The sequence below is a fragment of the Salipaludibacillus neizhouensis genome (assembly GCF_002886185.1).
GTDB lineage: Bacteria > Bacillota > Bacilli > Bacillales > Salisediminibacteriaceae > Salipaludibacillus > Salipaludibacillus neizhouensis.
This window is the reverse complement of sequence record NZ_KZ614146.1, coordinates 2,062,552-2,078,984: the sequence shown is the minus strand read 5'-3', so window position 1 is coordinate 2,078,984 and position 16,433 is coordinate 2,062,552. Positions and strand designations below refer to the sequence as shown.

16 protein-coding genes and 3 pseudogenes are annotated in these 16,433 nt (G+C 39.7%); 15 read left to right on the top strand and 4 right to left on the bottom strand.

What is annotated here, in order from left to right:
• Positions 1-10: 10 nt before the first annotated feature.
• From hflX to glnA, 3 genes are all read left to right on the top strand, one after another.
• Positions 11-1,267, top strand: coding sequence for a GTPase HflX (gene hflX, locus CEF18_RS09720; protein ID WP_110936278.1), 1,257 nt, complete (start codon positions 11-13; stop codon positions 1,265-1,267).
• A gap of 65 nt (positions 1,268-1,332) precedes the next feature.
• Entirely contained in the window at positions 1,333-2,532 is a 1,200-nt protein-coding gene (locus CEF18_RS09715; RefSeq protein ID WP_110937650.1) for a methionine gamma-lyase family protein, read from the top strand.
• 276 nt (positions 2,533-2,808) lie between these two features.
• Positions 2,809-4,146 carry a type I glutamate--ammonia ligase gene (glnA, locus tag CEF18_RS09710; RefSeq protein ID WP_110936277.1) on the top strand — a complete coding sequence of 446 codons (1,338 nt, stop codon included), beginning with the start codon at positions 2,809-2,811 and terminating at the stop codon, positions 4,144-4,146.
• A gap of 234 nt (positions 4,147-4,380) precedes the next feature.
• Here glnA and CEF18_RS09705 read toward each other — a convergent pair whose 3' ends face one another.
• Both CEF18_RS09705 and CEF18_RS25890 read right to left on the bottom strand, forming a co-directional pair.
• Positions 4,381-4,773, bottom strand: coding sequence for a hypothetical protein (locus tag CEF18_RS09705; RefSeq protein ID WP_110936276.1), 393 nt, complete (start codon positions 4,771-4,773; stop codon positions 4,381-4,383).
• Complete coding sequence (locus CEF18_RS25890) at positions 4,757-4,912, bottom strand: hypothetical protein (RefSeq protein WP_183040911.1); 156 nt, start codon at positions 4,910-4,912, stop codon at positions 4,757-4,759. Before CEF18_RS25890 ends, CEF18_RS09705 begins: the two co-directional genes overlap by 17 nt.
• Here CEF18_RS25890 and CEF18_RS09700 point away from each other — a divergent pair.
• The 9 genes and pseudogenes from CEF18_RS09700 (at position 4,911) to CEF18_RS09660 (ending at position 12,755) form a co-directional block, all read left to right on the top strand.
• A complete protein-coding gene (locus tag CEF18_RS09700; protein ID WP_110936275.1) occupies positions 4,911-5,114 on the top strand; it encodes a hypothetical protein in 204 nt (67 codons plus the stop codon). The genes CEF18_RS25890 and CEF18_RS09700 overlap by 2 nt on opposite strands.
• Positions 5,111-6,286: pseudogene (locus CEF18_RS09695) on the top strand (DUF2800 domain-containing protein). Before CEF18_RS09700 ends, CEF18_RS09695 begins: the two are co-directional and overlap by 4 nt.
• Positions 6,287-6,468: 182 nt before the next feature.
• Positions 6,469-7,101, top strand: a complete 633-nt coding sequence (locus CEF18_RS09690; RefSeq protein ID WP_110936274.1) for a DUF2815 family protein — start codon at positions 6,469-6,471, stop codon at positions 7,099-7,101.
• Complete coding sequence (locus CEF18_RS09685) at positions 7,098-8,513, top strand: DNA polymerase (RefSeq protein ID WP_310793559.1); 1,416 nt, start codon at positions 7,098-7,100, stop codon at positions 8,511-8,513. Before CEF18_RS09690 ends, CEF18_RS09685 begins: the two co-directional genes overlap by 4 nt.
• Positions 8,494-9,057 (top strand): DNA polymerase family A protein, encoded by a 564-nt coding sequence (locus tag CEF18_RS27015; protein WP_310793560.1) that lies wholly within the window; start codon positions 8,494-8,496, stop codon positions 9,055-9,057. Before CEF18_RS09685 ends, CEF18_RS27015 begins: the two co-directional genes overlap by 20 nt.
• A gap of 720 nt (positions 9,058-9,777) precedes the next feature.
• Positions 9,778-10,308, top strand: coding sequence for a DUF6431 domain-containing protein (locus CEF18_RS09675; RefSeq protein WP_110936272.1), 531 nt, complete (start codon positions 9,778-9,780; stop codon positions 10,306-10,308).
• Between the two features lie 134 nt (positions 10,309-10,442).
• Positions 10,443-11,705, top strand: a pseudogene (locus tag CEF18_RS09670) (DDE-type integrase/transposase/recombinase).
• The gene (locus CEF18_RS09665) at positions 11,698-12,501 is read left to right on the top strand and encodes an ExeA family protein (RefSeq protein WP_110936271.1); all 804 of its coding nucleotides are present in this window, start codon (positions 11,698-11,700) and stop codon (positions 12,499-12,501) included. The pseudogene CEF18_RS09670 and the gene CEF18_RS09665 overlap by 8 nt, the downstream one beginning before the upstream one ends.
• Entirely contained in the window at positions 12,498-12,755 is a 258-nt protein-coding gene (locus CEF18_RS09660; protein ID WP_110936270.1) for a DUF5348 domain-containing protein, read from the top strand. The genes CEF18_RS09665 and CEF18_RS09660 overlap by 4 nt, the downstream gene beginning before the upstream one ends.
• A gap of 935 nt (positions 12,756-13,690) precedes the next feature.
• On the opposite strand, the gene CEF18_RS09655 is transcribed toward CEF18_RS09660, so the two are convergent.
• Positions 13,691-13,762, bottom strand: a complete 72-nt coding sequence (locus CEF18_RS09655) for a YjcZ family sporulation protein (protein WP_110937649.1) — start codon at positions 13,760-13,762, stop codon at positions 13,691-13,693.
• 650 nt (positions 13,763-14,412) lie between these two features.
• Entirely contained in the window at positions 14,413-14,604 is a 192-nt protein-coding gene (locus CEF18_RS09650) for a hypothetical protein (protein ID WP_110936269.1), read from the bottom strand.
• A 268-nt stretch (positions 14,605-14,872) separates the two neighbouring features.
• Between CEF18_RS09650 and CEF18_RS25885 the strand changes: the two genes are divergently transcribed.
• The 3 genes and pseudogenes from CEF18_RS25885 to CEF18_RS09630 all read left to right on the top strand — a co-directional run bounded on the left by CEF18_RS25885 (position 14,873) and on the right by CEF18_RS09630 (position 16,184).
• Positions 14,873-15,013 (top strand): hypothetical protein, encoded by a 141-nt coding sequence (locus CEF18_RS25885; protein WP_190238685.1) that lies wholly within the window; start codon positions 14,873-14,875, stop codon positions 15,011-15,013.
• Between the two features lie 293 nt (positions 15,014-15,306).
• Positions 15,307-15,678: pseudogene (locus CEF18_RS26435) on the top strand (VapE domain-containing protein).
• The gene (locus CEF18_RS09630) at positions 15,603-16,184 is read left to right on the top strand and encodes a peptidoglycan-binding protein (protein WP_110936266.1); all 582 of its coding nucleotides are present in this window, start codon (positions 15,603-15,605) and stop codon (positions 16,182-16,184) included. The pseudogene CEF18_RS26435 and the gene CEF18_RS09630 overlap by 76 nt, the downstream one beginning before the upstream one ends.
• The last annotated feature ends 249 nt before the right edge of the window (positions 16,185-16,433 follow it).

The following is a 16,433-nucleotide window of genomic DNA, read 5'->3' as shown; positions in this document are numbered from 1 at the left end:
TCAGTCAAATATGAAAGCGAGTAAAGAAAGAGTTATTGTAGTAGGAGTCAAACTCAAATCAGCAAATGAAGAAGACTTTCAGTATCGTATGGAAGAACTTACTGCGTTAACGAATACTGCAGGAGGAGTAGTTATAGCAAGCCTCATTCAAGGATTGGAACGTCCCCAATCGGGTACTTATATAGGCCGCGGTAAAGTGGAAGAATTACAATTACTAGTAGAAGAAAAAGAAGCGGATGTTGTTATCTTTAATGATGAATTAACGCCTTCACAGCTTCGAAATGTAACAAATGAATTAGATATTCTCGTGATCGACCGAACACAGCTAATATTAGATATTTTTGCGAATAGAGCCAGGTCCAGAGAAGGTAAACTGCAAGTAGAATTAGCCCAGTTAAGTTACCTACTTCCGCGCTTGAGAGGACAGGGACACGTTCTCTCTCGTCTCGGGGGTGGAATTGGTACTCGTGGACCTGGTGAAACACAACTTGAAATTGACCAGCGCCACATTCGAGGCCGGATGGATGAAATAAAGAAGCAGTTATCACAAATTGTTGCGCACCGTGAAAGATACCGTGAGCGCAGGAAAAAGAACCAAGCCTATCAAATTTCCTTGGTAGGATATACAAATGCCGGTAAATCGACGATATTAAATAAAATTACACAGGCCGAAGCTTATATGGAGGATGAATTGTTTGCAACATTAGATCCGACTACAAAAAAATTAAAACTGCCGTCCGGAATGGAAGTTCTTCTGACCGATACAGTTGGATTCATACAGCAGTTGCCAACAGCCCTTATTGCTGCCTTCAGATCGACACTAGAAGAAGTAAAAGAAGCGGACCTGATCTTACACGTGGTAGATAGTTCGAGTCCTGACTTTGTTAATCACGAAGAAACTGTGGAAAAAATTCTACTGGATTTAGAAGCAGAGCAAATACCAATGTTAACGGTTTATAATAAACGCGATCAGATTGAAGGAGATTTCTTTTCGCACAGCAAAGGGGCATCTGTTTTAATTAGTGCACATAACGATGACGATATGGTTATTCTAAAAAACAAAATCGAGGCCGCGATGGAAGAATACTTTGATTCTTTTATCGTGTATGTACATGCTTCCGATGGAAAAATTCTTCATCGAATACAAAAAGAAACAATCCAAATAGAGAGGCAATTCGATGAAGCAACGGAAAACTATATTATTAGAGGATATGCGCCAGTTGAATCGGGAATTTATCATGAGTTACAAGACAGAAAGAACGACTAGGGGAGAAAATCATGCAGTCACAATTACTTACAAGAGACAAGCTAGAGAAAATTAGTAGTGAAACCATGTTTATATTACAAGATGCCTTTTATAAACGAGGTGAGATAGCGGAACATAACCAACGAAAAGTGTTATCAGCATTTAAGAAAAATGAAGTATCGGACTTTCACTTTCAAGGATCTACGGGGTATGGATACGACGATTTAGGAAGAGATACCTTGGAAAAAGTTTACGCAGATGTGTTTCATACAGACGCAGCAATTGTTCGTCCACAAATTATTTCCGGCACGCATGCAATTAGTACAAGTCTCTTTGGTATTTTAAGACCTGGAGACGAACTTATGTATATTACAGGTGCCCCTTATGACACGCTGGAAGAAGTAATCGGTAAACGCGGAGAAAAAGGGACAGGTTCCTTGGCAGATTTTGATATCAGTTATAAAGAAATTGCCTTGAAGGATAATGAGGTAGATTTTGCAGAGGTAGAATATCAATTTTCGCCAAATACAAAAGTAATAGGGATTCAACGATCAAAAGGTTATGCAGATAGGCCGTCGTTTACAATTAAACAAATTGAAGAGATGGTTGAAAAAGTGAAAAAGATAGATCCTGCTATCATTGTATTTGTGGATAATTGCTATGGTGAGTTTGTTGAAAAACTTGAACCAACGAATGTAGGCGCAGACCTTATTGCCGGCTCGCTTATTAAAAACCCAGGCGGTGGACTTGCAAAAACCGGGGGATACATTGCTGGCAGAGAAGATTTAATTACACTGTGTGGGAACCGCTTGACTTCTCCAGGTATCGGCCTGGAAGGTGGAGCAAGCCTCTATTCACTGCTGGAAATGTATCAAGGTTTTTTCCTGGCACCTCATGTCGTGAATGAAGCCTTAAAAGGGGCATTGTATACCGCTAGATTTCTGAGTGAATTAGGGATGACGACTTCGCCTTCCTGGGAAGAGCCACGAACGGATTTAATACAATCGGTTTCCTTTCCAACGAAAGAAGCCATGGTTTCATTTTGTCAGGCGATTCAAGCAGCATCACCAGTAGATGCACACGTTAAACCACACCCTAGTTATATGCCGGGCTATGAAGACGACGTGATCATGGCTGCGGGAACATTTATTCAAGGAGCGAGTATGGAGCTAACCGCTGATGGACCAATTAGAGTTCCGTATACAGCATACGTTCAGGGTGGTCTAACATTTGAACATGTAAAGATTGCAGTGTTCGATGCAGCGCTCAAATTAATAGAAAAATGACGTGTAAATTAAAAGGTAGATTAGGAAATTGTAGATTTGGGTATTATGAAAAAGGGGAACTATATCTTTCTTTGTCAGAAAATTTCTTTGTCAGATTATCTGACAAGGTTATACAAAGAATGAAAAATCTTCGGTATCATAAAACTATCCTTAGATAAATCGAAAAAATTGAATGTTCATCGTTAAGCATGAGCATCCTTTTGTTCGATGAAGGAGATTTGTAAAAGTACCCCTGCTACATTAGTAGCAGTAAATTTGAAGGAGGAGACTATACGAATGAGTAAATACGCTAGAGAAGACATTTTACGCATGGCAGAAGAGGAAAATGTAAGATTTATTCGATTACAGTTCACAGACATCTTAGGTATTATTAAGAATGTTGAGATTCCTGTAGGTCAATTAACAAAAGCATTGGATAACTTGATGATGTTTGATGGTTCATCCATAGAAGGTTTTGTAAGAATTGAAGAATCGGATATGTACTTATTTCCAGATCTTGATACTTGGGTAATCTTCCCTTGGACTCCGGAAAAAGGAAAAGTAGCTAGATTAATTTGTGATATTTATAGCCCAGATCAAACTCCGTTTGATGGGGACCCGCGTGGCGTATTAAAAAGAGTACTTAAAGAAGCAAAAGACCTTGGATATTCGGATTTCAATATCGGACCAGAGCCTGAATTCTTCTTATTCAAAATTGACTCAGATGGCGAACCAACACTTGATCTAAATGATAAAGGTGGTTATTTTGACCTTGCTCCTACAGATTTAGGGGAAAACTGCCGTCGAGATATCGTTTTAGAGCTTGAAGATATGGGCTTTGAAATTGAAGCATCTCACCATGAGGTTGCTCCTGGCCAACATGAAATTGACTTTAAATATGCAGACGCAGTTACAACTTGCGACAACATTCAAACGTTCAAGCTAGTTGTTAAAACAATTGCTAGAAAGCATGGCTTGCATGCGACATTTATGCCTAAACCATTGTTTGGCGTAAACGGAAGCGGAATGCACGCTAATATGTCTTTATTCACAGAAGGTAACGTAAATGCTTTCTATGATGAGACAACTGACTCACAATTAAGTAAAACAGCAATGCAATTCTTAGGCGGTATCCTTAAGCACGCGGATGCATTCACTGCAATCACTAACCCGACAGTGAACTCGTATAAGAGACTTGTACCTGGCTATGAAGCACCATGTTACATAGCGTGGTCTATGAGAAATCGTTCCCCATTAGTTCGTATTCCGTCTTCAAGAGGCTTGAGTACGCGTATTGAGGTTCGTAGTCCAGACCCGGCAGCTAACCCATACTTAGCTATGGCAGCAATGCTTGCAGCTGGCCTTGATGGTATCAGAAATAACTTGACACCACCACCTGAAACGAATCGCAACATCTATGCAATGGACCTTGAAGAGCGTAAAGCAGAAGGAATCCAAGCATTACCTGCGAATCTAGGAGAAGCAACTGAAGCATTACGAAGAAACGAAATTATTACAAAGTCACTTGGTTCACACGCACTTGAGCACTTTATTGAACTTAAAGAAATCGAGTGGGATATGTTCCGCACACAAGTTCACCCTTGGGAGCGCGAGCAGTACATGAACACTTATTAATAGGATTAGCCCCAGAGCCGTATAGGTTCTGGGGTTTTCTTTGTTTAGGTCAAACGCTTTAAAATATAATTACGATTTTTATTGACTTAAATTTGACCTAAAAATATGACAAAAAATATCACTCAAATATGTTTTTGGTATATTCCTCGAATTTATCCATACTGTTCTTTTCTATCTTTTCACTGATATGAGAATATACATTTGCTGTGATCTGCATACTTCTGTGACCTAAGGTTAGTAATTCTGATTTCCTATTAGACCAATAGAACTCAATTCATTGTAATCATCTCTATTCAACGGTGTTCTTTCTTTATTTGCGTCTAATCCTTTTAAATACTCCATTTCTTCTTCATGGTGAACAAGATGACCGCATTCTATAAATGTAGACGTTGAATTGCAACTATAGCAGTAACGGGCATTTGTTGGTAGAATTTTCCCACAACTTTTCTCAAACGTTAGCCATGGACCGTCATAGATATCTTGCAAATATTTCTTGTCAAAGCCGCTACATTTATTTACAGTTGGGAGATTACAAACATGACAAATATCTCCTAAAATTTCTTCGTTGTCGCAATGTGGGCATTTAATTACTCTGTTTAATTTCTCAAAATTAATCTTCCTCGTCATCGCCATTCACATCCTCTTGCTTCTTAGCGTCATCGATCACTTCTTTAAAAAGGAAGTCCCACATTTTTAATGCTTCTCTTCGTTGTTCTGGGGTCATTTCAGTTGCAGCCCGCTGAATAACTCTGATGTCCCGGTCCATGCCTTGTTTTCTATCAAATTCTGCGCCAGCTTACACAATGGATCAATTAGCAGTAGCAGCTACGCAATTAGTTGATCAGGGCAAGAGGGAAGAACTGGTTTCTCTATTGGAATCATTCGGAGCACAAGCATTAACAGCACTTCCACAGGAGCAATATGGGGCATTTGCAACAAAGCTTCGTGAAAAGGGCGCTAAAATATGAGCAATAATATTGCCCACTCTGAGCGTGCCCATGCGTTATTATCGGCAAGCGGTGCAACTAGTTGGTTAACGTGTACGCCAAGTGCCCGTGTGGAAGAAAAGTTCGAAGATGAAACTTCTAGCTTTGCTGAAGAAGGAACACTTGCCCATTAGATAGCGGAATTACGATTACGTAAGCACTATACCGAACCTATGGGCATTCGTAAATTTAATAACCGTATCAAGAAATTTAAAGAAAATGAGTTGTTCCAAGACGAAATGTTAAAGCACACGGAAACATACCTGGAGTACATTCAAGGCATTACGCACGGATTTAGTTATGCCCCATTTGTAGCCGTGGAGAAGAAGTTAGATTTTAGTACCTACGTTCCAGAAGGATTTGGAACCGGGGACTGCATTGTTATCGGTGGATCTACCCTTTACGTGATTGATTTTAAGTATGGGAAGGGGGTGCCTGTTAGTGCAGAAGAAAATCCACAGATGAAACTTGCACTTGGTGCTTATCTCGAATATGGTTTTCTACACAATATTGAACACGTTCAAATGGTGGTCGTTCAACCTCGTCTATTCAGCGATGCTTCTGAGTATAAGATCCCACTTCAAGAGTTGTTGGACTGGGGAGAAGAGATCAAGCCGATAGCCCGCAAAGCTTTTGAAGGGGAAGGCGAGTTTGTACCAGGAGAACACTGCAAGTTTTGTAAAGCAAAGGTAACGTGTCGTGCGAGAGCGGATCAGTTCACTGCTTTAGATGATTTTAAACAGATGAAACCGCCTTTAATCTCTGATGAAGAAGTAGGTGCCATTCTTGAAAAAGGAGAACACATTGCTTCGTGGATCAAGGCGTTGAAGGATCATGTACTGAAAGAAAGTTTGAAAGGTAAAGAGATTACCGGGTGGAAGGTTGTTGCAGGTAGAGGATCACGATCATACGTGGACCTGGACAAAGCTTTTCAACATTTAACGATAAGCGGGATCGATGAAGCTGTTTTATATGACCGTGTCCCATTGACTGTTGCAAAGCTTGAGAAAGAACTTGGAGCCAAAGAATACCGTAGTTTGCTAGAAGAACCAGGGCACGTGCAAAAGTCACCAGGAAAACCTACGCTTGCTCCTACTTCGGACAAACGTGAAGCAGTAACAAATGACGTGGATGCGAAAGACGATTTTCAGTAATGGATTATCAATATGCAGTTTTCAGTACGGTCTCTAAAAAAGATGTATTTGGAATATTGGAGTCTACTAAAAGCAAAGCACGAAAAGAATTGTTCAAGAAGATTGGTAAAGATTCATACAGGTACCGGTTTGAAGTACGTAAGCGAAAAATACAAATAGAACCTAAAAGGAGGAATGTAAACATGGAAAATCAAGCAAACCAAACAAGAGTAGTAACTGGTGAGGTACGTTTCAGCTTTGTAAATCTATTAACTCCACGTGAAAACCAACACGGGGGCGCACCAAAATACAGCGCGGTTGTTTTACTTCCGAAGTCAGATGTACAGACAAAGCAAAAAATTGATGCCGCTCTTGAAGCTGCGAAAGAAAGAGGGAAAGCCAAGCAGTGGAACGGGGTTGTTCCTCCTAACGTAGCTATTCCAGTTCATGACGGTGACGGTGTCAGACCTTCAGACGGAATGCCATTTGGTGAAGAGTGCAAAGGACACTGGGCCTTCACGGCTTCAACCGGGGTTGATTACCCGCCAAAAGTAGTTGATGTAAACGCACAGCCGATCATGGATGCAACAGAAATCTATAGCGGTATGTATGGCCGTATTGCGATTAACTTTAGTCCTTACATGTTCTCAGGTAAAAAGGGCGTTGGTTGCTATATCAGTACCAACGTACAGAAAACACGTGATGGAGAAGCGCTTGGTACTTCTGCTCCTGCTGCTGATTCTGATTTCGGTGGAGGACAAGCACCACAGCAACAACTGCAGTACGATCCGATCACAGGCGCACCAGTTAACAACGGTGGCGTGTATGGGATATGAAATCGTTAAATATAGACATTGAAACGTTTAGTGATATAGACATTAGAAAAGCGGGATTGTACAGAAGTGTACAGTCCCCTGCTTTTAAAATATTACTCTTTGCTTACTCTATTGATGGGCAGCCAGTAGAAATTGTTGACCTAGCAGAAGATGAAACTATTCCTGATGAAGTTATGAAGGCTCTCGGAGATCCGGCAGTTACAAAGCACGCGTATAACGCTGCTTTCGAGTGGTATTGCTTGAATACGATAACAAATACTCCTTTAAATCAGTGGAGATGTACAATGTTCCACGGTTTATATTGCGGATACACAGCGGGGTTATCGCCTACAGGCGTAGCGCTAGGGCTACCAAACGATAAAAGGAAATTAAGTACTGGAACCTCTTTAATTCGATTATTTTGCACACCAACTAAACCCACCAAGAAGAACAGCGGAAGAACAGAAACGTTGCCACACCATGAGCCTGAAAAATGGGATCTATTCATAGAGTATTGCATCCAGGACGTTGTAACAGAAATGGAAGTCGAACGTTGGTTAAGTAATTTTCCGATACCAGCTGCAGAACAAAAACTGTGGGAGATCGATCAGGAAATGAATGCTTACGGGGTAGCCGTAGACACACCACTTATTGAAGGCGCTCTGTATGTCAGTCATCTATCGACGAAAGAGTTAACTGCCGAAGCTACGCAAATAACAGGATTAGATAATCCCAACAGCACACAACAACTTACAAAATGGCTTGCTTCAAAAGGTGTTGAAGTTGAAAACCTTCAGAAAGCTATCGTGGAAGAACTGGTTAACTCGTTAGAAGGAGACGTCAAACGGATGTTACAGATCCGCTTGGAGCTGTCTAAAACTAGTGTGAAAAAATACCTAGCCATGAAAGAAGCAAAAGGAGAAGATGGTCGAGTCAGAGGACTGCTTCAGTTTTACGGGGTAAACCGTACAGGACGATGGGCAGGTCGATTAGTCCAGGTCCAAAACTTACCTCGTAATTATTTGGATACTCTATCTTATGCTCGTCAACTCGTTCAAGAAAAGAAAAGCGATGCAATCAAGTTGATCTATGGAAACGTGCCTAATACCTTATCTGAATTAATCCGTACAGCTTTTGTACCCAGTGAAGGGAACGTGCTGTTAGTCAGTGACTTCAACGCTATCGAAGCGAGAGTGATTGCTTGGCTAGCAGGTGAAACATGGCGTATGGAAGTTTTTAAGACACACGGCAAAATATATGAGGCATCTGCTTCCCAGATGTTTGGAGTTCCCCCTCGAGTTAATCAAAAAAGGAAACCCAGAGTACGAACTACGAAGCAAAGGGAAAGTATCAGAACTTGCTTTAGGTTACCAGGGTGCCGTTGGTGCACTGATCCAAATGGGCGCGTTGAACATGGGATTACAAGAAGGTGAACTCCCGGATGTTGTAAGACGGTGGAGAAGCACGAACAAAAGGATCGTTGATCTGTGGTACAGCATAGAAAACGCAGCACTTGCTGTTATGAGAACCGGACAACCGCAAGGAGTGAAAGGGCTCCTTCTTAATAGAGAAAGCGACATTATCAACGGATTGGATTTTCTAACTATTACACTGCCAAGCGGAAGGAGGAAGTTATTCTATGCCAAACCTTTTTTATCTGAGAATGATTTTGGCAAGGAAGCAGTCCATTACTGGGGCATGGATCAAACCACAAAGAAGTGGAGCAAGATGAACACCTATGGCGGTAAATTAACGGAGAACGTGGCCCAAGCCATTGCCCGTGATTGTTTAGCAGAAGCCATCATCAGATTGAAGAATAACCATTACCAATCAGTGATCCTTGTTCACGATGAAGTGGTGTTGGACGTGCCGAAAGACCAAGCAGATTTAGAGAGTGTGAATGCGATCATGGGTGAGTCCATTAGTTGGGCACCGGATCTACCTTTAACGGCTGATGGTTTTGTCTCTGATTATTAAGAGAGTGGTGAAACCATGCTTCGAGATAAAGAAAAGCGGATTGAGATATTCAAACAAGTGGACATCATCGTACATAACCATTGTAACGGTTGTCAAAATCCTAAAAGAAACACGGCGTATTGTAACAGAGGGTGTAAACACGGTGTCAAGCTGAGAAAGTTTGGTGCGTTATTGGAGGGTGAATCTAAACCTGGTGGACCGAAATTTAAAAACCTCACGTGAATGTGTATAAGAAAATAAAAAAGAAAGGCATGAGAGAAATCGATAGTGCACAAGAATTAGGCATGTCAGTAACAGGGTTGGCTCGTTGGCGTAAAGAGTGGGGGATTTATAAGTATCGAAAAAAGGGTGACTGGCGGTGAAGGATGAATAATAAAGCAAAAATAATGTATGCCAAAAGATAGAGAGACACTTTCCTCCCTGTGGTGAAACAGTTTAGTGGCAGCGTTGCACCATGACAAATGAGTCTCACGTCAGAGGTAACCAGGAACGTAATAGACGAAAGAAACAACGATTGTAATATCCAGTAAGTTTCAAAGGTTGCTTTATTAGTAGGTAATGTATAAATGACGGCTATTGTGCAGTAATCATTTTCCTGTAAACAGTCACTTTATATCCTCATGATTACCGCTTATATTTCCAAAATCCTACGGAATTCTATCTATACTTCTCTGGAATAATGTGCTAAATTTTTTGCATATTAGAAGGGGGAGTTTTTTTATGATCATTTCTCATGATTTTGGTATTAGCTTAGTGGAATACGGTGAAAGAGGGAAAAAGAACGGATTTCCATTGTTTGATGTATGCCCTAACTGCAAATGTCAGGCACACGGAAATCTTCATCGTAATGGATATTACTGGCGGTATGGAATAACGGAAGTGACAATCCAACGGATCCCGATTAGTCGCTTAAGATGTTTACAATGTGAAGTTAATATTTCTATCCTTCCAGACTTTCTAATCCCTTATTTTCAACATACGATCCATACGGTTTTAGAGAGAATAAACAAGATTCTTCAGAGTAAAAGCATAAAAGGAAACTGTCAGTTAGCGAGATTTTATCTTCATCGATACCTCAAGATCATAAATTGGACTCATAGCTTCTTTATCAGCTTAGGGGAAATCAGTGGAATGTCGCGGGATATTATAAAAGAAGCCACAAAATATATGAAAATGATCCTTGATTTTGGCGAATCACCCTTCTTACGAAGGTCATGGGGTCACTTATCAACATACTTTATGGCACGTTAATTCTACCATATTTAGCCGATTTAAAAAATATTGATTATCCCACATACCTTTTTCATAGTCAGAATTTATCTGAAAAAGTAGAATAATAACCATGGATGACCGGTCGTCCTTCGATAAAAAAGGAGGAAGATTCCATGAATGAAAAAACTCGTGAACAAGTGGCCCTATTTCAGGTACGGGTTAATAGCGCCCCTGTTAAACGGACAAGTAGATCCTAAGGAATATTTTAAAGGACTGGAAGGGAAAGTTCATTCTGTTCCTTATTATGGAGAAAGGAAAATTGCAGAGAAAACAATAAAAGAGTGGCTTCTTCATTATCGGAGGAATGGATTTGAAGCTTTAAAGCCTAAGAAGCGTATGGATCGAGGAAATTCTCGACGGCTATCCCCGGATGATCAAGATCTCGTCCTAGAAACACGAAAAAAATCTCTCCATATGCCGGTTAGTGTTTTCTACGAACAACTAATCGAGCGTGGAGAGATACAAAGAAACCAAATATCTTACTCTACTATAATTCGTTTACTAAAAAAACACAACCTTGTTGGGAAACAAATGGTGGCGACACCTGAAAGAAAACGGTTCGCTCACGAAAAGGTGAACGTGTTGTGGCAGGCTGATTTATCACACGGCCCTTATGTGCCCAACAATGGGAAAAAGACAAAAACCTTTTTAATTGCTTATATTGATGATTGTTCTCGGCTGGTTCCGTATGCGCAATTTTTCTCGTCAGAGAAGTTTGATGGTTTGAGAGTAGTAACGAAAGAGGCCTTGATTCGACGAGGAAAACCAACCATTATATACGCCGATAATGGCAAGATCTATCGATCTGAAACACTTCAATATGCATGTGCCCAACTCGGGATTACATTAGCTCACACGCAGCCGTATGACCCCCGTGCTAAAGGGAAGGTAGAAAGGCTATTTAAAACGATCCAAACGAGGTTTTATCCATTATTACAAGTCGATCCCGTGCATTCACTAGAAGAGTTAAATGAACGATTTTGGAGCTGGTTAGAGGTAAATTATCATCGAAGAGTTCACGCCTCTTTAGAAGGTAAAACACCACATGAAATGTTTCAATCTCAACTGAAGGATCTCACATTTCTGGAGGATTTGTCTGTTCTTGAAACGATTTTTCTAAAAAGAGAGCACGGAAAGTAAAAGTAGATAGTACAATCACCTTAAATAAACAACTCTATGAAGTACCATCACGTTTTATTGGTCATTCTATCGATGTGAGGCTAGACGAAAAAGGGGTCTATATCTTTGAGGAGGATAAGAAAGTGGCTGAAGCAGCTCTCGTATCCATGAAAGATAATGCACATGTAAAACGGGTTCGCTCGCCATTTTCATTGTCTCAAAAGCCCGATGTGAAGGAGGAACAAGCTCATGTATAAATCTTTTTACTCCTTAGCTCGGACACCATTTTCAAAAGATATACGACCTTCGGATGCGTTTCCTTCCAATGATTATCAAGGGTCATTACAGGCATTAAATTATTTACAAAAAACAAAGGGCATGGGTCTCCTTATTGGAGATCCCGGTGCGGGGAAAACGTTTATCTTACGGTCCTTTAAGGAGTCATTGAATCCTTCCTTATATCATGTCGTTTATTTTCCTCTTTCAACGGGTGGTGTAATGGATTTCTATCGTGGATTGGTATACGGATTGGGGGAGGAACCGAAGTTCCGTAAGGTTGATCTTTTCAGACAAATTCAACACGGGATTGAACGAATGTCGGGAGAACGAAAGATTACCCCCGTTTTCATTTTGGATGAAATGCATATGGCAAAGGATGCTTTTTTACAGGATATCGCCATTTTATTTAATTTTCAAATGGATTCAATGAATCCTTTTATCTTAGTCTTAGCTGGTTTACCGCATTTAAAGACACGATTAGCGTTAAATCATCATCGTCCCCTTTCTCAGAGAATGATTATGAAATATGAGATTCAACCCTTAACTAGGGAGGAAGTTTCCAATTACATTCATCATCACATGAAGTTAGCAGGGGCAAAGATGCCCATCTTTACGGAAACAGCAGTAGAAGCGATTGCATTACGATCCCAGGGCTGGCCTCGAGTTCTAAATACCTTAACAATTAACAGTTTATTATATGGATTTCAACTAAAGAAGGAACAGATAGATGAGGAAATCGTAAGATTAGCTATAGAGGATCATGGCTTATCATGAGGCGAGGGATCTTAGTATATGACCATCATCAGCAAGAATGGAGAGTATGGATCGGACAACAGCCTTACTGGATAGAACAAGGCTATGCATTTGAGTTACGGATACAGAACTGGTACCTCCATGCATATTTGGAGAGAGATTCTGACTGGTTTGTCACTCTGGAAAGTGAAGTAAGGTTTGTTCTCCACACATTCGAGGTGTACAAGGTTCGAATAAACATAGAAAATTACATGCTAGTTAATGCCCCTTTTTAGGGGTTTTCTTTTCTGTAAATATACGCTGGAGTAATTTGAACATGTTTTTGCACATTCCGAAATACCGTGAAAAAAATAGCACATTATTTCAGATTTACACCTGGATTAATGTGAAAAAGAGTATCCGGAATATTGTGCTCGTTTACAATATTCCACGATCAAGCGATTCTTATAATTTATATGTAACATACGCTAAATGATCTAACTTACTGATCAATAAAAGATCAATCAGATAAGGTAAACCAAATTCTTAGAGTGTCATGAAAATTCTATGTATAACATTCAGAAGGAGATGCTTTCCCTTCTGAATGTCTACCAAATTTAGTACCATAAGCCTTTCTGAAAAAACAATGATGTAGCAACGTTGTTATACCATTAATGTTTTTTACTGTTAAAGTGATTAGTTACTTAAAAAAAGAACAACGAGGCTAACAGTACTAAAGAAACAATAGCGAAGAATGGGAAGAATATTCCACCAGATCCTGTACTAAGATAGACACCGTGTGGTGTAACATATTCTATAGTACCCCGATAACATTTTCCATAACAATCCCTAATTTCCACAGGCCTACCTTTATATTTACAAGCTGTGTGATAGTATGATGAACCCATATATTTTCCTACCTCCATTCTTATGTGACTATATTAATATATGAAATAGAAAAGAAGGTGTAGAGGACAAAGCTCCTAAAATTAATGCGGAAATTTAAATAAATGTAACTGTTTGGTCAATAAAAGACGGCATTTAACTTTTGGAGAATAGTTTCAATATGAAGGATCCTGCTAACATGAATGTTCAGTGACTTGTATTGCACAGTCCGAGACTTCAAGGACTAAAGCCGGATAAAGCGAAGTTATAAAAAATTGAATCATGAAAATCAGGAATGAGGATAAAAAAAGCGAGCGCTTCTAAATAAGTGCTCGCATCAAAAATTCTAGCAATGTTTAACGAAAACTGTACCGACAATAATCAACAAAATAAATAAGACTACAATCAAGACAAACATTAGTAACCCCCCCTTCGATAGGGATAGTACATCTTATGTAATAAGGTAAAAACGATGTAGTTGATTGCGGATAGTACATCTTATGGTAATAAGGTAAAAACGATGTAGTTGATTGCGGATAGATAGAAAAAAACAGTCGAATTAATCATGGACAAATGAGGAAGACATTGGCTGATGAGCAGTCTGAGAAATGACCGAGATTGTGTAACAAAGGGGTAATGATTAATGGAACGTATTTTAGACGCATGTTGTGTCAGTCGAATGTTTTGGATTGATAAACAAAACGACGATTAATGAATAGTCCGAATCTAATATCAAGTACTTTTTATAAGGATTGTTAGTCGATCTATGCGATTATCTTGACGCAGAATGGAAGATTGAGAAGAAGTACATTCAGTATGCAGTTGAGAATAATCACATTCCCCTAGTGAAGAAATTTTTAACGAATGAATGATATCGAGAAAAGGTTACTTGATTAGGAGGTAATACAGAAATGACGAAAATTATGACACAAAAAAACTCCATATAAAATCTTCATTTGGGTCCATTAGGAGTCAAGTCAGTGTAATAATAACTTTTCATAGAAAAAATGTATTTTTATGAAACTTAATAGGTTAATAAGACGCATATACTTTATGCTACTACAATTCTCACTCAACATTTATAGTACCTAAGACAATCACTAATAATATTAAGGAAATTTTAGCAATTCTATCCTCAGTAACAAGTTTAAGCAGGGCTACAAGAACAATACCGATTATTGGATCAGCTTCAATTATTAATATTGTAATAATGTCGAGAAGAGGAAGTACTTCATCAATAATATCTAATTCTGATTCCACCAAACCCACTCCTTCTTGTAGTTATTTTATGATGGAATTAATTAAATGCGATGGGTGCTTTAGTCATTTTTCAAATGTCGCAGTCCGAGAAAACGATGAAGGGAGACAAACCAATGAACCAAAGCTCCAAAACTCCAAAACAAGTAACGCGTTATATGACGTGCTCCAGGAACATGAACGACAAAACAGAAAGTGAGGCATTCAAAGGCATTCGCATGGTACTTGGCTTCCAATCCTAGTAGAAGAGTTAGGTGAGGTTGCCGAAGCTATGCAACAGGGCATGATGAGTGAAAAGAATACTGATGCAGATAACTTATATGATGAACTGATTCAAACAGCTGCAGTTGCCGAACGGAATCAAATACAACTCCTGCTACGAAGGATGATTTCAATTGGATCAAGGAGCTGAAGATCAGTCCTACTACTGGACAACCATTAAAAACAATTCAAAACGCTTTGGTTGCCTTAGATCATGATCCAAACTTAAAAGGACGTATACGAATGGATACGTTTGCGGACGTCATCCTCGGAGAAGGTCCTTTCCCATGGGCACCTCGAGAAGAGGATCACAGTGTTTTCTCTTGGACGGATACAGACGATGCCGGACTATGAGGATACTTAGAAAAAATCTTAAACTTCAGAGTCCGGGACATTATTAATGACGCCTTGGTTACGTGTTCCGCTAAGAACCGATTCAATCCAGTGACGAACTATTTAAACGGATTAAAGTGGGACGGAGTGAAGCGGCTAGATTCTCTATTCATCGATTACTTGGGTGCTGCCGATACGGAGTACACTAGAGCAGTCACACGTAAATCATTTACTGCAGCTGTTGCAAGAGCGATGAGTCCCTGATGTAAACACGATACCATGCCAGTTTTAATCGGTGCCCAGGGACTTGGTAAAACGACGTTGATTCAAAAGATGGGGCAGTTCTGGTTTACAAATAGTGTGGAATCGTTTGAAGGAATAGAAGCAGCTGAACTATTACAAGGCGTATGGATCGTGGAGATCGGAGAAATGAGTGCTGGTCGATTGCGAACGAAATTGACGGGATTACGATTGATGAAGTGATCGAATATAATAAAGATGTGAATCCTAGTAAATTAAAGATTGGACAAGTTATCAGTCTTGGGAAAGTTAAAGTTTCGAAACCTACACCAGTCAAACAAAGCAAACCAAAGACAGTTACTGGTACAACTGCAACCATCCAATCAACCCTAAACAGTCGCTACAGATTAAAGATTTCTGTAGATAATATCTATGGTGACGAAACAAAAGGTGCTCTCGTCCGTGGACTACAAACAGAGTTAAATAGGCAGACGTCAGCACGTTTAGTCGTTGATGGTAAGTTTGGATCTAATACTCGTGAAGCTTGTATTAACCTCAAGCGAGGAGCTAGAGGAAATCTAACGTGGATCCTACAAGCTATTCTTCATTGCAGAGGATTTAAGTTAGGCAAGATTGACGGAGTATTCGGCACTCGAACACGTAATGCTGTCCGTAACTTTCAAAGCGTAAATAACCTTGCTAAAGATGGCATTGCTGGACCACAAACTTTTTCTCATATGTTTGGGTAATATTGGACAGACTACCAATTACCCAAGAAAGTAATGAAAAAGAGCAGGGGCGCTATGCCTCTGCTTCTACACACAAAAAGAGCCACCCTTCTTTCAGGGGCGACTCCCATCACAAAACACCTAATTTCTTCGCACAAAGCCCCCGGCGAAGTACATTTTTATTATATATCCATCCCTAAATTTCGACAATGAATTTATTTGAAATATTTTTTTATTAGGATATAAAATCATAACACTCGCTCAAATTGA